This is a genomic window from Limnothrix sp. HT2024 (genome assembly GCF_059138625.1).
This window is the reverse complement of record NZ_CM181121.1, coordinates 1,375,081-1,393,180: the sequence shown is the minus strand read 5'-3', so window position 1 is coordinate 1,393,180 and position 18,100 is coordinate 1,375,081. Positions and strand designations below refer to the sequence as shown.

Here is an 18,100-nt window from a genome sequence, read left to right as displayed (position 1 = left end):
CAACCCGGGCAATCATTCTATCAGAGCCAAGGCCGATCGCACCGCCTGCGGCCAATTTAATTTCGGTCTGGCTTTGGCCACCCGATCGGGGGTTGGGTTGCGGTGGATTTCTGACGACGGAGAAGCCAACAGGATGGAAAAGCCCTTGCGAAGATGAGGGGTGCGATCGCCCCAAACCAGCGGCTAGATTGTGGCCAGGTGTTCTGCAATCTTGGTTTATGAAGTCCTGGCCGCTGTTGACCAACTATCGCCGCGCCTTGGAGCGGTTGCCGATCGACCGGCCCTTGACCCCAGAAGAGGCGATCGAGCTGCTGGAACTGCGCGATCGGGTGGCGGTGGAACTGGCCCAGACTCCCGATCGACTCACTCCGGAAGTGGGGCAACCATTGCAGCGGCTCGATCGGCAACTGCGGGGCTGGAGCGATCGGCTCCTGGCCGCCCTGGAATCCGTTCCCGCTCATCGCCAACCCGAGGTCGATCGCCTGATTCGTGAGCGATCGCTAACCCCCAGTTCCCAGCGGTGGGAACGGTTCGACCCGATCGCCAACGTTCTGAGCAGCATCTTTTTGACCGGCTCGGCGGGCTTGATTGTGGATATTGCCGCCAAGTTTTTTGTGCCGGGGGTGGATTTATTTGGGTCGTTGGCCGTGGCGGGCCAAAGCGCGATCGCCCTGGTCACGGGCCGCACCCTGGTGACGGAAACGGGCCAAGCCTGGCTGAAACGCTGGCTGATTGCCCGAGGCATTGGCGATCGCTACTGGCAAGAGGCGGGCTGCTTGGGTTCCTTGGCGCTGTTGGGGTTTCTCATCGCGGTGCGTCAGGTAGGATTTCCGCTGCTGGCGGAACAATACACCCGCTGGGGCGAAAAAGCCTACAAAGACAACCGCCTAGCCACGGCGGGGGAATGTTATGAGCGGGCGCTGCTGTTTCAGTCGGAGGCGATCGAGCCGCGTTACCTGGCGGGTCGTTTGGCCGACGAGGTGAGCGAGCCAGATCAGGCACAAACTCACTATCGATTAGTCCTGAAAAATCCGCCGGAAAAAACCGCTAGCTCCCAAGATTGGCAATTTTATTTGCAAGCGGCGAGCAATCTTTCACGGCTGTATCTGTTGAAAAAAGACCCGGAACAGGCGGCGGTGATTGCCCAGTTGGCGCTGCGGGCGAGTGAACCCATGCCCAAGGATCCCGCCTTGGATGATGGGCTTTACGGTCTCTATAAAAATCTTGGTTGGGCCCGGTTGGCCCGGGGGCGCTACGTGGAGGCGGAATCCTGGCTGGAGAAGGCGATCGCCCTGGAACCAATCGTCAAACGGGCCGATCGCGCCGCTGCGGCCCATTGCTTGATGGCCAAAACCTTGGATGGGTTGCAGGACTATCGATCGGCCTTGCCCCACTGGGAACGGTGCGCCAACGACGCGGCCCAACTGGGCACTCCCGAGGGCGATGCTTGGCAAGGACAAGCGCGCGATCGGCTCGAAAATCCCAACGCCAAGCCGCCGAAGTCTGCTAATCCTGCTTACTAACCTTAGGACCTGTCGTCATTTCCTGAAGCGAGGTTGAAATGGTTGATCTTTCGTACACCAACCGTCGTAACAAGGGGCTTAAGCCCCTTGCTGCTACACGATCCGCTAACGGTGGAATTAGGACTTTGGGCGGTTTGACGACAGCCCCTGCGCTCATGATTCGACCTTGCCTGTTGCTGCTGACTGGTTGCCTGCTGAGTGCGATCGCCGCGATCGCCCCGATCCAGCCCGCGATCGCCCAAACCAGCTACAGCCTGGAGAGCTGGCAAGGGGATGTGAGATTAACCCGATCGGGTGGGCGCGAACAACGACTGACGCGCCAAACCGGGCGACGGTTGGACGCTCCGGATCAGCTACGGCTGCAAGGGCGGCGCAGTTGGGCCAATGTGCGCTGTCCGCAGGGCTTGGTGCGTTGGGATGAGGTGCGCCAATCGCGATCGGTGGCGGAAATCTGCAATCCGTCCCGTTCGCCCAGCCCAGGCACGGGAAGCCGCGACAGCGTAGCAGAACTGGTGGCGATCGCCAATTGTGAGTTTGTGCCCAAGACCTACTTTGCGCCCCAGACTGAGCAATTCTCCTGGCCCATGGAACCCACCGCCCGCCGCTATCGGGTGGAGTGGGTCGATTTCGATCGGCGGGTCACGATCTGGAACGGAGAAACCACCGCGACCCAACTGGCCTACCGTGGCCCCCGCTTAACCGGTCGGCGCTATGGCTTGCAGGTAACGGCGATCGGCGCGAACAATCGGCCCATCAGCACCTACGCCTTGAATCATGTTTTGTCTCTGCCCAGTGAGTCAGCCCAAACATTTGCGAGCGATTGGGCGGAAATTACGGGCGATCGCACCCTGATGCCCGATAGTCTGCGTTGGGCCCGGGCGGATTTGGCCCTGTCGGTCAGTCGGGCAGAGGACGATCCGGAGCTGTGGTGGACGGTGGTGGCGCAACTGTCGCCGGAAGCCGACACCAAAAGTCCCATGGCTCACTTGCGTTTGGCCTTGGCTTATTTGTACCTGAACCGGGGAACGGAAGCGCAACGGATGGCGCGGCGGGCCTTGGCTGCGATCGGGCAATCGCCTTCAGTGGAGCGGGCGGAGGCATTGCTGATGTTGGCGACGGCTTCGATGGTGATTAACGACTATCCCGAAGCGACAAGGGCGCTCACAGAGGCGCGATCGATCTATCAAGGTTTGTTAGAAACTAGCCAAGTACAGGCGATCGACTTTGTGTTCAACCAGCTCGATCTCCGTTCTAATCAACCCTGCTCTAATTAGAGCATCAGCAAGCATGATTGATGTTGATAAATAACTTTAGCTGAGTTGAGAATTGCTTGGCGACGTAGGGGATTGCGGCTCATTTCAATGCCCTTTTTGCTAATCAAATCAACCTTGCGTTGCAGCAGTGTTTCTAGCTCTGCTTGTAAGTCGAAAAATTTGAATCCATAGTGCGCTTCTGGGGCACTTTGATAAAGCAAATCAATATCGCTGGGGTCGGCTCCGGTGGCCCGAAAGTCTGAGCGCAAAACCGACCCAAACAGTGCTAATTCCACGATCGCCCATTTTTCGCAGAACTGAGCGATCGCTTGGGGGCTGGTTTGCAAGCGTTGATAGAGTTCTGTTGCTGAGAGATCGGAGGGCGGCATGGGGCGATCGAGCGGGGTGGCTGTGGTCTAGTGTATTGGGTGAAAAATAGTTAGTTTGCGTCGTAGATGATCTTTAGTTCGCTCAGGATATTGTCGCGGAGATAGGGGGAAATTGCGCCTTCGGTGAGTAGGTCAATGGGACGATCGAGGGCGGTGGTGAGGGCTTGTTCGAGGGCAATGCAAGCTAACAGGCTAGTGGGGCGATCGAAGGTCACCACTAAGTCAATGTCGCTGTTGTCGGTGGCTTCGCCTCGGGCCATGGAACCAAACAGACCAATTTTGCAAACGTGGTGCGCTTGGCAAAGGGAAATCAGGCGATCGACATCGAAGGGCAAGGGCGGCATGGGGCGATCGAGCGGGGTGGTTGTGGTCTAGTGTATCGGGCGGGAAATGGCAGCGGCTAGACTGGGGGTGAGCAGCATTTGCGGAGGATGCCTATGTCTGTTTCGCCTGCGATCGGCGCGTCGTCTGAGCCGGTGATGGATGCGGGGGCGGGGGCGGCTACTGCTGAAAGTCGCCATCCGGCTTCCCCTTGGTTTGATCCGTCGGATCAAATTGTTTGGCCGTCTGCTGATTTAGACAGTTGTGAGCTGCCCTTGGAATCTGATCTGCATCTGTTTCAAATTATTTTGCTGTTGCAATCTTTGCAGTGGGCTTGGCGCGATCGCTCTGATTTCTATGCGGCAGGCAACCTGACGATTTATTACAGCCCGAATCAAAAGAAGAGTGAATATTTTCGGGGGCCGGACTTTTTTGTGGTGTTGGGGGTTGAGCCGCATCCACGCAAAAGTTGGGTGGTGTGGAACGAAAATGGTCAATATCCCCATGTGATTATTGAGTTGTTGTCTCCTTCGACGGCGGCGACCGATCGCGGTGAGAAAAAGCAAATTTATCAAGATATTTTCCGCACACCCAATTATTTTTGGTTTGATCCGCAGGGGGGCGAGGAACTGGCGGGGTTTCAGTTAATTAATGGGCGGTATGAGGCGATCGCCCCGAATGATCGCGGGTGGCTGTGGAGCGAGCCGTTGGGGTTGTATTTGGGCTGTCATCAGGGGCGGTTGCGCTTTTTTGGTACGGATGGGGAGTTATTGCCCACACCGGAGGAGTCGGCGTTGCAATCTGAGGCGGAGTTGGTGCGGGTGCAAGCGGAGGCGCGATCGGCTCAGGAGCGTTGGCAATTGGAGCAGGCAAAGAATCAGCAGCTTGCGGATAAGTTACGGGAATTGGGCATTGATCCCGATGCGTTGGGATGAGTGAAATCGGGGTTAGATGTTTTACGAATTGGGAGTGAGCTGATGACGGTACGAGAACGATTGATAGCTGAAATTGGGGATTTACCTAATGGTTTGGTCGTGCAGGCGTTGGCGCTGATTCAATTTTTAAAGGTGGATTATCTGCGTCGCCAAACAGCATTGGCATCAGGGGGATTTTATCGACCGCGATCGGGGCGATCGCCGTTGCGTCATGCGGGAAAATGGGCGGGGGATGATTTGTTGGATTGTCTAGATTTAGTTCACAACAATCGAGGGGAGGCAGAATTTTGACTTACCTCCTTGATACGAATCACTGTAGCTATATTTTGGCGAATGATCGTTCTGTAATTGATCAGATTGAATTGGTTGGGGTTGAGAGTATCGGTATTTCTGCGATCACTGAAGGAGAATTGATCTACATGGCAGAAAATTCTGCGAAGCCTGTCGATAATCTTTCAATTGTTGAAGATCTTATTGATGACTTAGATGTTTATCCTATCGATAGCGTTACAAGTCGAGTTTATGGAAAATTGAAAGCCACTATTTTTGATTGCTTTGGCCCAAAAGATCGTTCTAAGCGAAGACGTACAAGGTTAGAAAGTTTGGGAATTGGTGAAAATGATCTATGGATTGCTGCTACAGCTATACAACATGATTTTACTGTGGTGTCTGGTGACCGTGATTTTCTGAGAATTCAAGAAGCATTTCCTCTGAAGTTAGAAAATTGGCATCTTTTTGCTTAATCTGGATTGTAGAAATACTTTTATTTGATTGCGAGCGGTGAAACCATGGTGCAGCAAAGTTGATTGCCCCGATCTCCAAGGTGGTTTTTATCCCGGCTCCAGCTACTTGAATGACGGCTTTGCACGTGATCGACTGGACCGTTCACGTTTGGAACGTGAACGATCGCTCCACTAGCCTGCTGATGCGGGAGTTCTATCGCCGCCTCGCCGCTGACCCCAAGCTGACTAAAGCTGAAGCCTTGCGCCAAGCCCAACTCGCCTTTTTGCAAGGGAAACTGACCCGATCGGGCGAGGTGGCCAATCCCGCCCATCCGTTCTATTGGTCGCCCTTTGTGCTCACGGGCAATAGCTGGTGAGGATTGAACAGCAACCACTATCGCGACTGGAAAATGTTTTGCACCATCACCCGATCGAGGCCCGCCGCCACCCGATCGAGTTCGGCCACCTCGCCCGCATCCAGCAACCAGCCGATCGCCCCCGTGTTTTCCTTGGCCTGAATCAGGGATTTGGCCCCGGGAATCGGGATCGCGCCCTTGGCGATGCACCAGTTCAGCGCCACTTGGGCGATGGTTTTGGAACGTGCCTGGGCGATCGCCCCCAAACAGTCGAGCAAGGGTTGCAGCCCCGGTAATAGTTGCCGAAACAGCACCCCGCGAATTCCCTTCGGGAGGGTCGTTTGGGGGTTGTATTTACCCGTGAGCAAACCCAACCCCAGGGGGCTGTAGGCAATCAGTTTGATCCCCAATTCATCGCAAGTTTCTTTCAGGCCTAATTCCGTGACCGGGTAGGTGGACAGCAGGGAATATTGCACTTGCAACGTGGCGATCGGGATGCCGCGTTCTTGGAATCGGCGGTGAACCTGTCGTAGCCGCTGGGGGCCAAAGTTCGAGAGGCCCACACCGCGCACCAGCCCTTGTTCGTAAAGGTCGCACAGCCCATCCAGCAGGGCCCATTCTTGCCAGGGGGCATAGTTGGCCGTGGACCAGTGCAGTTGGGCCAAGTCCACTCGCCCCAGGCGCTTGGCTGAAGCTGCACAGGCCCTGACCATGGATCCCCGAGTCAGTCGCCAGGGATAGGCCGCGAGTTTGGTGGCCAAACAGAGGCGATCGCCCTGCGGGCCCCGGTAGTCCCGGGCAAATTGCCCCAAAAGTTGCTCACTGCGGCCGTTTAGCCGTCCCGTGCCGTAGGAATCGCCCGTGTCAAACAGTGTCACGCCGGCCGCCATGCAGTGGTTAAACACCTGCTGCAACTCGCTGTCCATGGTTTCGTCATAACCCCAGAGCAGCCGGTTGCCCCAAGCCCAAGTGCCGCAACCCATCACGGGCAGGGCGATCGCCGAATTCTGCATCAGTCCGAGTTTCATCAACGGGTTGCACCAACGGTTTCCTAGTCTAGTGGAAGGATGGGGCATCGGTGCTGCTGGGGGGCGACTTGGGGTACAACCGGATTTAATCCGACTCAGCACCCTCCAAGGTCTGGCTCAGTCATTACCTCCGGTGAGCCGTTCCCGAGGCAATTTCTTGGCCCCCGTTTGGGCACATTAAAAAGTAGGGAGCAACGCGGAATGGGACTCCTTGGGGGAAGAAACTGGGTTCGATCGGGCGATCCCCGTCAGGAGCCGGTTTTGTGAATCTTCCTGGTTGGGCCCGGGCGCTGGATCTGCCGACTCGATCGGTTGGTCTGGAGGATGATCCAGTCATCTGACTGAAAATGCTCAGTGTTTTCAGGGATTTCAGCGGGGTTAATTAAGCTTGAGCGTCCTAGCTGAGCCTATCGATGGTTGAACCATTTCGCCCCCAGTGAATTGATGGTTGAGTGATGAAAACCAAAGTTCTTGAATGTATAAAATGCGTCTCGAAACTCAATTGGGTTTAAGATTTTCGTCAATTTTCTGATCTAAACTATAAATTTTCGATTGCGGGTTTCAGTTCCCTAAAATGCCCTTTGGTTCTGATCGAAAATATTAATGTAATTTAACAAGAAAATAATTGCTAATTTTTGTGGCGAGGATGGTCATCAAGGTTTGCTAATTTTTGTTTAAAAGGATAATAAGATAATCTCGGCATTTCTGGGATTTAGGGCTTATCGCTAAGATTATGGCTACTAACTTGCTCGTGGACGCAGAAGCAGATCAAGCCATTATGCGACATCCAATTCAGGTTGAATTGGATACGAGCCTTTGGGATGCCATTGGGCAAATGTATCAAAATTGCCAATCCTGCTCTCTGAATGCACAAGATCATGATCATCATCGCCCTATTATCTATCTCGAATTTTCTAATCAAGACCTAGCTACTAATTCTGTTCATTCAAAGAACAGTTTGTCAGCGGATGACACTTTAGGAACAGATGTTTCAGGTTCCTTGCTAAGTGGGTCTGCTGCAATGACAGCGAGCGATCAAACTCAAGCAGTTGCTGAACCGAATTTGTCCTTGGGCGATCGGTTAGAGGTGAGTCACTCACCATTGAATTCTGAGTTGAATTCCGAAGCGGCGATGGTTGATTTGCCGGTTGCGGAGTTTCGCTGTGTGGTGGTGGTCGATCGGGGTCAGCTCTGTGGAATTTTGAGCGATCGGACGGTGGTTCGGCTGCTGGCTAAAGGGGTGGATTTTCATCAGGTTAAAGTGGGCGAAGTGATGTCGCCGATTCCTTGTGTCTTAAGGCAATCGGAATTTAAAAATGCGCTGATTGCCATTAATTTAATGGATCAGTTTGGTCTGGAATATCTGCCTTTAGTGGACGATCAAGGGCAGTTAGTTGGGTTGTTGAATGATGAAGGATTGCGACGAATTACCAACCCGGTGGACTGGTTACGATCGCGCTCTGTGGCGGATGCTTTGGTGACTGAAGTAGCCTGCGAAACCGCCAGAGCCAGCGTCACTCAGATCATTCGTTTGATGGCGGAACAGGATACGGATTGTGTGGTGCTGATGCAGCCCCAGGAGCCGGATATCTTAGCGGCTGACTATCCACCAGTTCCAAAACCAGTGGGTGTGATTACTGAGTCGGATTTGGTTCAGTTTCAGACCCTCGGTTTGTCGGCGGAGCGAGTGATTGCTGAGGATGTCATGCAGGCGATCGAAAAGCCGGTTCGGCTTCAGGATTCGCTGTTGTTGACGCAACAATTTATGACCCGCCAGGATATTCAGCAGGTGGTGGTGGTGCGTGATGATGGATCGCTCTTGGGTTTGGTGACTCAACGGAGCATTTTGAAACTGCTGAATTCCTCCGAGCTATATCAATGGGGCATTAGCCTAGAGCATAAGATTTCTCAGTTGGAAGCAGAAAAATTGGCCCTTTTGGAGCAGCGAACGTCTGAGCTGGAGCAACAAATTATTGATCGCACGGCTTCTTTGCAACGGCAAGCGGAGCGCGATCGATTAATTGCCAATGTGGCTTCTCAAATTCGATCGTCTTTAAATTTATCGGAAATTTTAAATTCTACAGTTCAAGAACTGCGAAACCTGGTTCAGTCCGATCGCGCCGAAATTTGGCAATTCCAAGCCGATCAAACGATGGTGATTGCGGCGGTGGCTTTGCTAGATCCCAGCTTGGCCGTGCCCAGTAACTCCGTGAAAGACTGCTGCTTCGTGGAAGGACTCAGCCCCCTGACTAAGCAAGGCCATGTGCGCGTCGTGAATGATATCTATGCCGCCCAAATGACCCCTTGTCATCGTCAATTGCTCGAACGGTTGCAAGTCCGTGCCAAGATTTTGATTCCCCTGTTTCAGCAGGAAAATTTTTGGGGACTGTTGGCCGTTGTGGAAAGCAATCATCCGCGCTATTGGCGATCGGAAGATATTCAACTGGTGCAGCATTTGGCCATGCATTTGGAAATTGCCATTCAGCAGGCAACGGCCTATGAACAACTACAAACGGAACTCCATGAACGACGACAAACCGAAGAAAAATTACGAGCGAGCGAGCGTCGCTATGTCAGCTTAGCCAAAGCAATTCCCGTAGGAATTATTCGAACCAATTTAAAGGGCAAAAGCCTTTACGTTAATCAACGATTCTGCGACATTTTGGGACTGTCAGCGAGGGTTATTCATCAAATTGGCTGGGAGCGTTCAATTCATCCGGACGATCGCGCCTGGGTGATTGAAGAAATGCGTCATTACCGCAAACAACAACAGCCCTTTTCGCTGGAATACCGAATTCAGCGTTATCAAGCTGGTGTTTGTTGGGTGTTGGCCCAATCCGTGCCCGAATATTCCGACCATGAAGAAGTGGTGGGCTACATTACTACGATCACGGATATTACCAACCAGAAAAAATCGGAAACCGCACTGCAACAACTCAACCAAGATTTGGAAGCGAAAGTGCTGGAGCGAACAACAGCTCTCAAAAGTAGTGAGGAGCAGTTTCGGCGGCTATTTGAAAAAGAAAAAGTGCTCAGTTCCGTGATCCGACGAATTCGCCAATCCTTGGAATTGGAATCTGTTTTGTTCAATACGGCGGAAGAGGCTCGACAAATCTTATTTGCCGATCGAGTCGTCATTTACAAAGTCTATGAACAAAGTAGCGGCAAAATTGTTGCTGAATCTCGGATTGACCATTGCCCTAGCCTCTTGGGCATGGAATTTAGTGCAGAAGTGTTCCCGGATAGTTGCTATCAGAAATATATGAATGGTTATGTTTGCACCATTACCGATCGGGATCACGAGCATTTAGCTAACTGTCTGGCTAGCTTCATGCAAACCCTGCAAATTCGAGCTAAGCTTGCCGTGCCAATTATTGAGCAAAAATCGAATCAACTGTGGGGGCTGTTAATTGCCCATCAGTGCAGTTCCCAGCGCTATTGGTGTACTGGGGAAGTGGAATTTATGCAACGGCTGGCCGAACAATGCTCGATCGCTATTCAGCAATCAGAACTCTATGCCCAACTGCAAGAAAGCAATTTGCAACTGGCCAGGGCCACGAAGCTCAAGGATGAATTTTTGGCTAATATGAGCCACGAATTGCGTACCCCTTTGAATGCAATTTTGGGCATGGCTGAGGTCATTCAGGACGGAATTTATGGAGAAATTAATAACCGCCAAGGGCAAGCCCTGAAAACGATCGAGCGCAGTGGCACGCATTTGTTGGAGCTAATTAACGACATTCTAGATTTGGCCAAAATTGAATCCGGTCAAATTCTTCTGAATCGAGAACCTACTCAAATCAATCAACTCTGTCAAGCAACCATTACCTTTGTTAAGCAACAGGCGTTGAAAAAACAAATTCAGCTTGGGGTGACCATTCAGCCCACCCTCCCGGATATTTTTGTGGATGAGCGCCGTGTGCGTCAGGTATTAATTAATTTGTTGAGCAATGCCATTAAATTCACGGCTGATGGAGGCCAAGTGACCTTAACGGTTTCGCAAATTTTTGAACGACCCACTAACACCTTAAAGTACTTTACTAATTCTGATGCTCAGTCTACGGAAATTCAAGATGCGCACGCCCAAAATACCAAGCGCTCCCCATCGTTTATTTCCTTCAAGGTGACAGATACCGGGATTGGAATTTCTGCTGTTGATCTTGAAAAACTCTTTAAACCTTTTATCCAGATTGATAGCTCGCTCAGTCGTCAATATGCTGGAACGGGGCTGGGCTTATCGCTCGTGAAGCGCATGGTGGAAATGCACCAAGGGCTGGTGTCCGTGACCAGTGAAGTTGGGGTTGGGAGTTGCTTTGAAGTTTGTTTTCCGGTGATGGAATTGGCGAATGCGCCAGTCACTGTCCCTGCGCCCCAACTGGAGACCTTCCCAGCCACAATTGCGATGGATCAACCCCGCCCAACCGTGATTTTGCTGGTGGAGGATAATGAAGCCAATGTTAATACCATTTCCAGTTACTTAAAGGCTAAGAACTATCAAATTCTGCTAGCAAAGGATGGTGTGCAAGCGATCGAGATGGCAAAACTGCATCACCCCGATCTCATCCTCATGGATATTCAAATGCCCAATCTGGATGGCTTAACGGCAATGCGGCAAATTAGACAAACCCCAGAACTGGCGAGTACAATGATCATTGCTCTCACAGCGTTGGCGATGCCAGGCGATCGAGAACGCTGTCTCAGCGCGGGTGCAAATGACTACTTCACAAAGCCAATCAAGCTCAAGCAACTAGCAGTCAAGATCCAAGAGCTATTAGCTGCTAAATAGCGGAGCATGACGCTGAAATCTCTTGGAAAAGCACAGAATAGCAGGAGACAAATGATGACCATTCCTTCCATTTTAGTTGTTGATGATGAGCCGGATAACTTTGATGTTATTGAAGCTTTCTTGAGCGACCAGGATTATCAACTCCACTATGCCTGGAATGGTCTAGAGGCGCTGAAATCTCTACATGTTTTCCAGCCCGATGTGATTTTGTTGGATGTGATGATGCCCGAGCTGGATGGGATCACCACCTGCCAAAAAATTAAGGCGATGCCCGAATGGAAATCAGTGCCAATTATTATGGTCACTGCTCTCAGTGATAAGGAGGATCTGGCTCGCTGCATCCAAGCAGGAGCCGATGACTTTATCAGCAAGCCGGTTAACAGTACAGAACTGAGGGCGCGAGTGCAATCGATGCTGCGCATTCGGCAGCAGTATCAAAGCATCCAAGAACTATCCCAATTACAAGAAAGAACGATCGATATTCTTCAGGGTAGTCTTGATGAATTGCGAGGCAGTTTGTCGATGAGTTTGCCTCACGAATTAAATACCCCTTTAAATGGAATTTTTGGTGTTCTGGGAATTCTCATTGAGGAACATGAGGATATGGATCATGAGGAAATCGCAGAGCTATTGCAGCTTGCTAAAACCTCAACCATGCGTCTGGAGCGGGTCAGCCGCCGCTACCTGAACTACATTCAGCTCGTCCGTGATAGCAGCCTGAAATTAGTGAATAATTCAGCGATGGCAGTCAAGGCCGAAGGGGCAATTCCTGAGATTGCGCTGGAAACCATTGACAGCGCTGAGTGGATTGCCAACGCTTCAGGCTCTCAGGCGAACTCGGTTAAGCGATCGGCTGATTTGGTTTTGGATTTGGCTACTGCGCAACTGTGCATGTCGATCAAGCATTTGCAAACCATTATTGAGGAATTGCTGGACAATGCCATCAAGTTTTCCCAGGCAGGTACGCCGATCACGATTAAAACGGAGCCGATGGATTCCTGGTTGTACTTATCCATTACGAATCAAGGGCGCGGCATGACTGAATTGCAAATTGCCCAAATTGGAGCGTTTATTCAATTTGAGCGCCGCAGTTATGAACAACAGGGGCTCGGGTTGGGGTTGGCGATCGTTCAAAAATTGATCGATCGCTATGGTGGCTCACTCCTGATCCAAAGTGTTGTAGATCAAGAAACCACGGTGACGGTAAAATTACCCCTCGCAGTTCAACCTCAAATGGCCATGGTTTAGGGTTGGTGCTTGTTCATGACTAGACAGTTAACTTTCAATGACAGGCACGAGATCACAGGGACAAGATGGGAAACAGGCTAAGATAGGGAAAATCTCTGCTTCCGTTGTCTTTTCCTCATTTATGATTACGCAGTCATGGCTTACAGTTCAGTTCTGGTAGTTGACGATGAGCCGGATAATTTCGATGTCATTGAATCGTTACTGAGCGATCGCCCCTACCAGTTACACTACGTTTCCAACGGCATTGATGCCCTTGAGTCCCTAGACCTTTTTCAACCGGATGTGATCCTGTTGGATGTGATGATGCCTGGGTTGGATGGGATTGAGGTTTGCGCTCGCATCAAAGCCATGCCCAATTGGCACACCGTCCCGATCGTCATTGTCACGGCGCTAACGGAAAAAAAAGACCTGGCCCGCTGTATGGCGGCTGGGGCCGATGACTTCATTACTAAGCCCATTAACGGCATTGAACTGCGAGCGCGCGTGCAGTCAATGTTGCGAATTAAACAAACCTATATTGATCTTGAACAGCAAGTCCAAACCCGCACCGCAGCGCTCCAAGCAAAGGCCGAGCGCGATCGGGTTTTATCAATTATTGCTACTCAGATTTGTGCGTCCTTTGATTTCAACGAAATTGTTGAAACCACGGTTCAGGAAGTGCAACAACTCTTCCAGTGCCGTGCGGTTGCCATTTGGCAACTACAATCCTCAATTGCGGATCACAACAGCGAAGTGGCCACGGTGGTGGCCGCGGCCCAGGATCCGACCATGGCTCCGCTCTTGAAAGATCGTGACCAAATCCACCTGAGCCGCGTCAAACTGCAAGCCTATCAGCTTGAAAAAGGCGATGATGCCACGGTTCATTTTCAGGACTTGATGACCGATTGTCCTGAAAAATTTCCACGAACCGCTCACTGTCAACAGCTTGCCGTGCCCATCTTGCAAAATGAAAAGCTCTGGGGATTTTTAAGCGTCCTTAACTGTCAAAGCTCAGAGCATTGGCCCACGGAAGAACAGGAATTTTTAAAACAGCTTTCAACACAATTGGCGATCGCCCTTCAGCAGGCCCAGGCCTATCATCAATTGCAAACGGAGCTAAACGAACGACGACAAACGGAAGTGCGGCTGCGGGAAAGCGAACAGCGCTATATCAACCTGGCCAATGCAGTGCCCGTTGGAATTTTCCGCACGGATGCCAATCATCAATGTCTTTACGTGAATCAACGATGGTCGCAGATTACGGGTTACTCCACCCGAGCGGCCATGGGGATGGGTTGGCTAGATTACATTCACCCGGATGATCAGGTGAAATTCCAAGACGAATGGCAGCGATTTGTGAACGAACAGCGGCCCTTTCAGTTGGAATATCGCTTGCGCAGTGATTGTCACGAAGAACCTTGGGTTTTTGGACAAGTGGTGGCGGAATACGATGCCCAAGATCAGGTGGTGGGCTATGTGGGCACGGTGACGGATATCAGCGCCCTGAAGCGAGCCGAAGCCCAAATTCTGCACAATGCCCTACATGATTTGCTGACGAATCTGCCCAACCGATCGCTCTTAACGGAGCGCTTGGAGTTGGCCATTAACCGTTCAAAGCGGGTTAGCAGTTATCGCTATGCGGTGCTGTTTTTAGATTTAGATCAGTTCAAGGTGATTAATGATAGCTTGGGGCACTTAATTGGCGATCGGCTGCTAGTGCAAATGGCCCAAAACCTCAAAAGCTATTTGCGCTTCAGCGACTTTCTCGCCCGAGTGGGGGGAGATGAGTTTGTGATTCTTTTAGAAGATTTGGAAAGCTTGGATGCGGCGGTGCGCATGGCGGAGGGAATTCTCAGCAGCTTTGAAAAGCCGATCGCCATTAATGATTATGAAATTGTGATTACTGCCAGCATTGGCATTGTGTTGGGCAGCGCCGACTACGATCACCCCTCGAATTTGTTGCGGGATGCGGATATTGCGATGTACCGCGCCAAGTCATCGGGGCGCAGCACCTACAAGATTTTTGGAGCAGAAATGCACCACCAGGCGATCAATCGCCTGACCTTGGAAACCGATTTGCGCAAGGCCCTAACCCAAGAAGAATTCCGGGTTTACTATCAACCGGTGATTAATTTAGCCAAAGGCCAATTGGTGGGTTTCGAGGCTTTGGCCCGTTGGCATCATGCAACGCGGGGCTGGATTTCTCCGGCAGAATTTATTCCCGTGGCGGAAGAAACGGGCGTGATTCAACAACTGAGTCGGTGGATTTTGCGCCAGGCCTGCCAACAATTGCTGCATTGGCAACGGTCTTTCCCGGAGTTTGCACCCTTGAAGATGAGTGTGAATCTTTCGGCGCAGGAGTTGCGAAAACCAACGATGGTTTCAGAAATCTTGCAAACGTTGGATGAAGTGGGTTTGGAGCCGCATTATCTGACCCTGGAAATTACGGAGAGTATGTTAATTGAAGATATTAATCAGACGATCGAGCTGTTGACGGAGCTAAAACGTCACCATATTCAAATCAGCATTGATGACTTTGGAACAGGCTACTCATCCTTAAGCTACTTGCACCGATTGCCCGCTGACTATTTAAAAATTGATCGATCGTTTGTGGGGCAAATGGAAAAAGGAAATCGCAATTTCCAAGTGGTCAGCACGATCGTGGCCCTCAGTAATCAGTTGGGTTTGGATGTGGTGGCGGAGGGGGTGGAAACCCAGCAGCAATTGCGGTGGCTGGAGCAGTTGGGCTGTGAATTGGGCCAGGGCTATTTGTTTGCGAAGCCGCTTCCCCCGCAGGAAATTGAGCGCCAGTTTTTTGCCCAGGGATCAAATCCCGAATTGATCGAAGAGGAGCGACGAAGTGTGATCAATCAAAGCTTGATGAGCCATGACCAGTCCCGATCGGGGTCTTGTCCCGGTTCGTCGGTTTAGGGGATGGGGCAAATGGATGGCGATTGGAAATTGGGTTTGCGGAAGCTGGGTGTGCATAATGTCGCTGTTCGCAAATTCCACCATCAAACCCCTTAAGATGATAGGCGCTAACCGCCCGATCGCCCGTTGGCTGGCTGCGACCCTTGCGGGCGATCGGGTTGTGTCCTTGGTCAATTTCACGATTCACTATGCGCGTCTTCGTTCTACTCTTCAACGCCCGCACCGAAAATGAAGGAATCTACAGCATTTGGCTGCGAGATGGGGAAGGTGTGGAACGTAACTGTGTCCTGATGTTTGAGGACGAGGACGATGCCACTCGCTATGCGGGCTTGCTAGAGGCTCAGGATTTTCCCTTGGCCACCGTGGAGCCGATTGAGGATGACGAAGTGCGGGAGTTTTGCAAAGAAGCGGGCTACGAGTGCCAGTTGGTGGCCCAAGGGGAATTGGCGATCCCGATGGAAACCAATCGATCGACCGATGACATGAGTTGGCAAGTGGAGGGTGAAGCGCCGCCCACGCCCAGTGAAGAGGATGCCGGATCCATGAGTGCTGCCGAGCTGGAGCGGATCCGACGGCGATTGGAGGGATTGCTCTAGAGATGCCTGCCCTCGATATCCAATCGGGCGACAGTCATTGGAAATTTTAGGGATTATGCAGCACCGTGGACCAGCGACTGAGCAACCCTTCAGTTGCCTGAAGACAGCGCTCACTATCCCAACCGGCGGCACAACTGGCCGCGATCGCCGCCCCGCCGGCCCCAACTCCTTCCTTCACAAATCCAGCTTCATAGGCTCGTAACTGCGTCCAGGTGGATTGGGCAAAATTCAGCAAAGTTGTGAGCAGGATGGGTTCCTCCTCCGGTGGGGCGATCGCCTTGGCCAGGCCAATGGTGTCGCCGCTGGCATCATAGGCCACCCAACGGGTTGTACCAACGGCGATCGCCTCCGGTTTCCAGGGCAACTGTCGGCGTTGGGCGATCGCCCGGGCCAGGGCATAGACCGCCAACATTTGGGTTCCCCCCGCCAACAGCACACCGCTGGTTTGGCTGGCCGCGAGGGCCATGCCCGCCGCCACCGGCTGCATGGGGTCGCCCACCGCCGCCACCACGGCCAGCGGATCTTGGTCGAGGGATCCTTGCACGCAGTGGTGATCGGGATGCCACTCGCCCAGACCCGATCGCCGCAAGCCCGTAAGAGCCAAGTCCAATTTCTGGGCATGATTACAGAAAATATGGCTGCTGTTGACCCGGTTGGTGGCATCAATCCCCAGTCCCAACAGGACTGCCAGGGCCGTGCTGGTGCCGCCCACAACGCATTCAGAAATCAGCAAATAGTCCGGCGGCAGGGGGGTGCCCTCGGTGGCGAGCTGTTGTCCCAAACGATAGCCCGCCGCAAAGAGCTGCTCCACCACGGCCCGATCGAGCGCATAGCCCGTACTTAAACAGCGGGCCGGCAGTCCGCCCATGCGGATGTGGGGAATGGAGGGTGAATCCTGTAGCCCCGCATTGATCACGCGCAATCGCCAGTGAAGTGATTCCAAAATGGCCCGAGAAATCAAAACCGGCGAAGCCCCACCCGCTAAGGGCGGCAGTGGATAAGCTGGATTGCCTCTGGGCCCATTCACCAAAAATTCCGCATCGGCCAGGGCCGTGTAGCGGCGATCGGCCGGAGTGGCCCCGGCCGCAGAGATGCCCGGAATCAACCCCGTTTCCGTGAACCCCAACACACAGCTAAACAGCGGTTGTTGGCCGCGTCGTGATTGCACCCAAGCGCGTGCTCGATCGCCCCCCGCCAGAATTTGCAACGACGGGGGCAGCATCGAGTCGCAGTTATCCGCTGGCAATGGATCGATCGACAATGGCTGAATATCCTGTGGCTGCATCATTGCCATAGCGCAGATCGCCTGATCAAGCGTTACCTAGTCTATCTCGAGTAAGGTTTGAACCCAGCGCGGCGGCGGTGGCAACCGCAGGCCCAACCGCTCAAAGACGGCCCAGGAGACCAAATGCACCGCGAACACATACACGGCTGCGTTGACCAGGATCATCAAAACCGTTGCCCCTTGAACTGCTCCCAGTTCCGGCCGCCAAAGCAGACCCAACCGGGTGGCTCCCCACTCCAGCAAGCCGGTGACCTGTACGGTGACATAAGTCCACAGATCATCCCCGAGCAGGGTGGAAACCAACGCAATTCGGAAAAATAGCCCCGTGGCGCTCAGGAGCGTTCCCAGGGCAATGGAACGGCCCCAACCCACACCACGCCGCCATAAACAGCCTAGCAAGACCCCCAGAAGTCCATAGGGCATCACGTATTGGATGCTGCGAGGCGGGCCCATCAGCACCGATAGCAAGAGTCCGGACACAATGGCCGCCATCCAAGCCGATCGGGATCCCCATCGGAGGTATACCAAGGCGATCGGGAGGGAAAAAAAGACCCGCAGCGCCGGCCCAAGGGGGAAATAAAAATTGACTAACCAGATGAGGCTGGCGGCGCTGGCTAAGAAGGCCGTTTCCACCAGGGCTAGCGGGGCGATCGTGTCTTGGCGGGGAGGCTGAAGCGGGCGGTTCTCCGGCTCGGGGGGTAAATCGGCGGGCGATCGGGGAGGGGAAACAGTCATGGGCTGAATCGAT

15 protein-coding genes are annotated in these 18,100 nt (G+C 52.8%); 10 read left to right on the top strand and 5 right to left on the bottom strand.

Features of this window, described 5'->3' with window-relative positions; all coding sequences use genetic code 11:
- Positions 1-218 precede the first annotated feature (218 nt).
- Positions 219-1,523 (top strand): hypothetical protein, encoded by a 1,305-nt coding sequence (locus AC2IAX_RS05635; protein WP_494389707.1) that lies wholly within the window; start codon positions 219-221, stop codon positions 1,521-1,523.
- Between the two features lie 155 nt (positions 1,524-1,678).
- Positions 1,679-2,797, top strand: coding sequence for a hypothetical protein (locus AC2IAX_RS05630; protein ID WP_494389706.1), 1,119 nt, complete (start codon positions 1,679-1,681; stop codon positions 2,795-2,797).
- On the opposite strand, the gene AC2IAX_RS05625 is transcribed toward AC2IAX_RS05630, so the two are convergent.
- Together AC2IAX_RS05625 and AC2IAX_RS05620 are read right to left on the bottom strand one after the other, a co-directional pair.
- Positions 2,794-3,165: a nucleotidyltransferase family protein gene (locus AC2IAX_RS05625; protein ID WP_494389705.1), complete on the bottom strand. Its 372-nt coding sequence runs from the start codon at positions 3,163-3,165 to the stop codon at positions 2,794-2,796. The genes AC2IAX_RS05630 and AC2IAX_RS05625 overlap by 4 nt on opposite strands.
- A 50-nt stretch (positions 3,166-3,215) precedes the next feature.
- Entirely contained in the window at positions 3,216-3,509 is a 294-nt protein-coding gene (locus tag AC2IAX_RS05620; protein WP_494389704.1) for a nucleotidyltransferase family protein, read from the bottom strand.
- Positions 3,510-3,602: 93 nt separating this feature from the next.
- Between AC2IAX_RS05620 and AC2IAX_RS05615 the strand changes: the two genes are divergently transcribed.
- The 4 genes from AC2IAX_RS05615 (at position 3,603) to AC2IAX_RS05600 (ending at position 5,520) form a co-directional block, all read left to right on the top strand.
- Positions 3,603-4,421 carry a Uma2 family endonuclease gene (locus tag AC2IAX_RS05615; protein WP_494389703.1) on the top strand — a complete coding sequence of 273 codons (819 nt, stop codon included), beginning with the start codon at positions 3,603-3,605 and terminating at the stop codon, positions 4,419-4,421.
- A 42-nt stretch (positions 4,422-4,463) separates the two neighbouring features.
- The gene (locus AC2IAX_RS05610) at positions 4,464-4,712 is read left to right on the top strand and encodes a hypothetical protein (RefSeq protein WP_494389702.1); all 249 of its coding nucleotides are present in this window, start codon (positions 4,464-4,466) and stop codon (positions 4,710-4,712) included.
- The gene (locus AC2IAX_RS05605; protein WP_494389701.1) at positions 4,709-5,164 is read left to right on the top strand and encodes a type II toxin-antitoxin system VapC family toxin; all 456 of its coding nucleotides are present in this window, start codon (positions 4,709-4,711) and stop codon (positions 5,162-5,164) included. Before AC2IAX_RS05610 ends, AC2IAX_RS05605 begins: the two co-directional genes overlap by 4 nt.
- Before the next feature lie 110 nt (positions 5,165-5,274).
- Complete coding sequence (locus AC2IAX_RS05600; protein ID WP_494389700.1) at positions 5,275-5,520, top strand: CHAT domain-containing protein; 246 nt, start codon at positions 5,275-5,277, stop codon at positions 5,518-5,520.
- A 17-nt stretch (positions 5,521-5,537) separates the two neighbouring features.
- Here the strand turns inward: AC2IAX_RS05600 and AC2IAX_RS05595 are convergent, their stop codons facing one another.
- Complete coding sequence (locus tag AC2IAX_RS05595) at positions 5,538-6,527, bottom strand: aldo/keto reductase (RefSeq protein ID WP_494389699.1); 990 nt, start codon at positions 6,525-6,527, stop codon at positions 5,538-5,540.
- A gap of 1,021 nt (positions 6,528-7,548) precedes the next feature.
- Here AC2IAX_RS05595 and AC2IAX_RS05590 point away from each other — a divergent pair.
- The 4 genes from AC2IAX_RS05590 (at position 7,549) to AC2IAX_RS05575 (ending at position 16,067) form a co-directional block, all read left to right on the top strand.
- Positions 7,549-11,313, top strand: coding sequence for a GAF domain-containing protein (locus AC2IAX_RS05590; protein ID WP_494389698.1), 3,765 nt, complete (start codon positions 7,549-7,551; stop codon positions 11,311-11,313).
- Between the two features lie 51 nt (positions 11,314-11,364).
- A complete protein-coding gene (locus AC2IAX_RS05585; RefSeq protein WP_494389697.1) occupies positions 11,365-12,561 on the top strand; it encodes a hybrid sensor histidine kinase/response regulator in 1,197 nt (398 codons plus the stop codon).
- Between the two features lie 135 nt (positions 12,562-12,696).
- Positions 12,697-15,471, top strand: a complete 2,775-nt coding sequence (locus AC2IAX_RS05580; protein ID WP_494389696.1) for an EAL domain-containing protein — start codon at positions 12,697-12,699, stop codon at positions 15,469-15,471.
- A gap of 188 nt (positions 15,472-15,659) precedes the next feature.
- Entirely contained in the window at positions 15,660-16,067 is a 408-nt protein-coding gene (locus AC2IAX_RS05575; RefSeq protein WP_494389695.1) for a DUF3110 domain-containing protein, read from the top strand.
- Positions 16,068-16,113: 46 nt separating this feature from the next.
- Here AC2IAX_RS05575 and cobT read toward each other — a convergent pair whose 3' ends face one another.
- Positions 16,114-17,289, bottom strand: a complete 1,176-nt coding sequence (cobT, locus tag AC2IAX_RS05570; RefSeq protein ID WP_494390292.1) for a nicotinate mononucleotide-dependent phosphoribosyltransferase CobT — start codon at positions 17,287-17,289, stop codon at positions 16,114-16,116.
- 99 nt (positions 17,290-17,388) lie between these two features.
- Entirely contained in the window at positions 17,389-18,087 is a 699-nt protein-coding gene (locus AC2IAX_RS05565) for a DUF2232 domain-containing protein (RefSeq protein ID WP_494389694.1), read from the bottom strand.
- Positions 18,088-18,100 lie beyond the last annotated feature (13 nt).

Coding starts and splice junctions, on each gene's coding strand:
- AC2IAX_RS05615 (WP_494389703.1), top strand. CDS start 3,603: ATGTCTGTTTCGCCTGCGATCGGCGCGTCGTCTGAGCCGGTGATGGAT.
- AC2IAX_RS05565 (WP_494389694.1), bottom strand. CDS start 18,087: ATGACTGTTTCCCCTCCCCGATCGCCCGCCGATTTACCCCCCGAGCCG.
- cobT (WP_494390292.1), bottom strand. CDS start 17,289: ATGCTGCCCCCGTCGTTGCAAATTCTGGCGGGGGGCGATCGAGCACGC.
- AC2IAX_RS05620 (WP_494389704.1), bottom strand. CDS start 3,509: ATGCCGCCCTTGCCCTTCGATGTCGATCGCCTGATTTCCCTTTGCCAA.
- AC2IAX_RS05625 (WP_494389705.1), bottom strand. CDS start 3,165: ATGCCGCCCTCCGATCTCTCAGCAACAGAACTCTATCAACGCTTGCAA.
- AC2IAX_RS05610 (WP_494389702.1), top strand. CDS start 4,464: ATGACGGTACGAGAACGATTGATAGCTGAAATTGGGGATTTACCTAAT.
- AC2IAX_RS05595 (WP_494389699.1), bottom strand. CDS start 6,527: ATGAAACTCGGACTGATGCAGAATTCGGCGATCGCCCTGCCCGTGATG.
- AC2IAX_RS05590 (WP_494389698.1), top strand. CDS start 7,549: ATGACAGCGAGCGATCAAACTCAAGCAGTTGCTGAACCGAATTTGTCC.
- AC2IAX_RS05585 (WP_494389697.1), top strand. CDS start 11,365: ATGATGACCATTCCTTCCATTTTAGTTGTTGATGATGAGCCGGATAAC.
- AC2IAX_RS05600 (WP_494389700.1), top strand. CDS start 5,275: ATGACGGCTTTGCACGTGATCGACTGGACCGTTCACGTTTGGAACGTG.
- AC2IAX_RS05575 (WP_494389695.1), top strand. CDS start 15,660: ATGCGCGTCTTCGTTCTACTCTTCAACGCCCGCACCGAAAATGAAGGA.
- AC2IAX_RS05635 (WP_494389707.1), top strand. CDS start 219: ATGAAGTCCTGGCCGCTGTTGACCAACTATCGCCGCGCCTTGGAGCGG.
- AC2IAX_RS05630 (WP_494389706.1), top strand. CDS start 1,679: ATGATTCGACCTTGCCTGTTGCTGCTGACTGGTTGCCTGCTGAGTGCG.
- AC2IAX_RS05580 (WP_494389696.1), top strand. CDS start 12,697: ATGGCTTACAGTTCAGTTCTGGTAGTTGACGATGAGCCGGATAATTTC.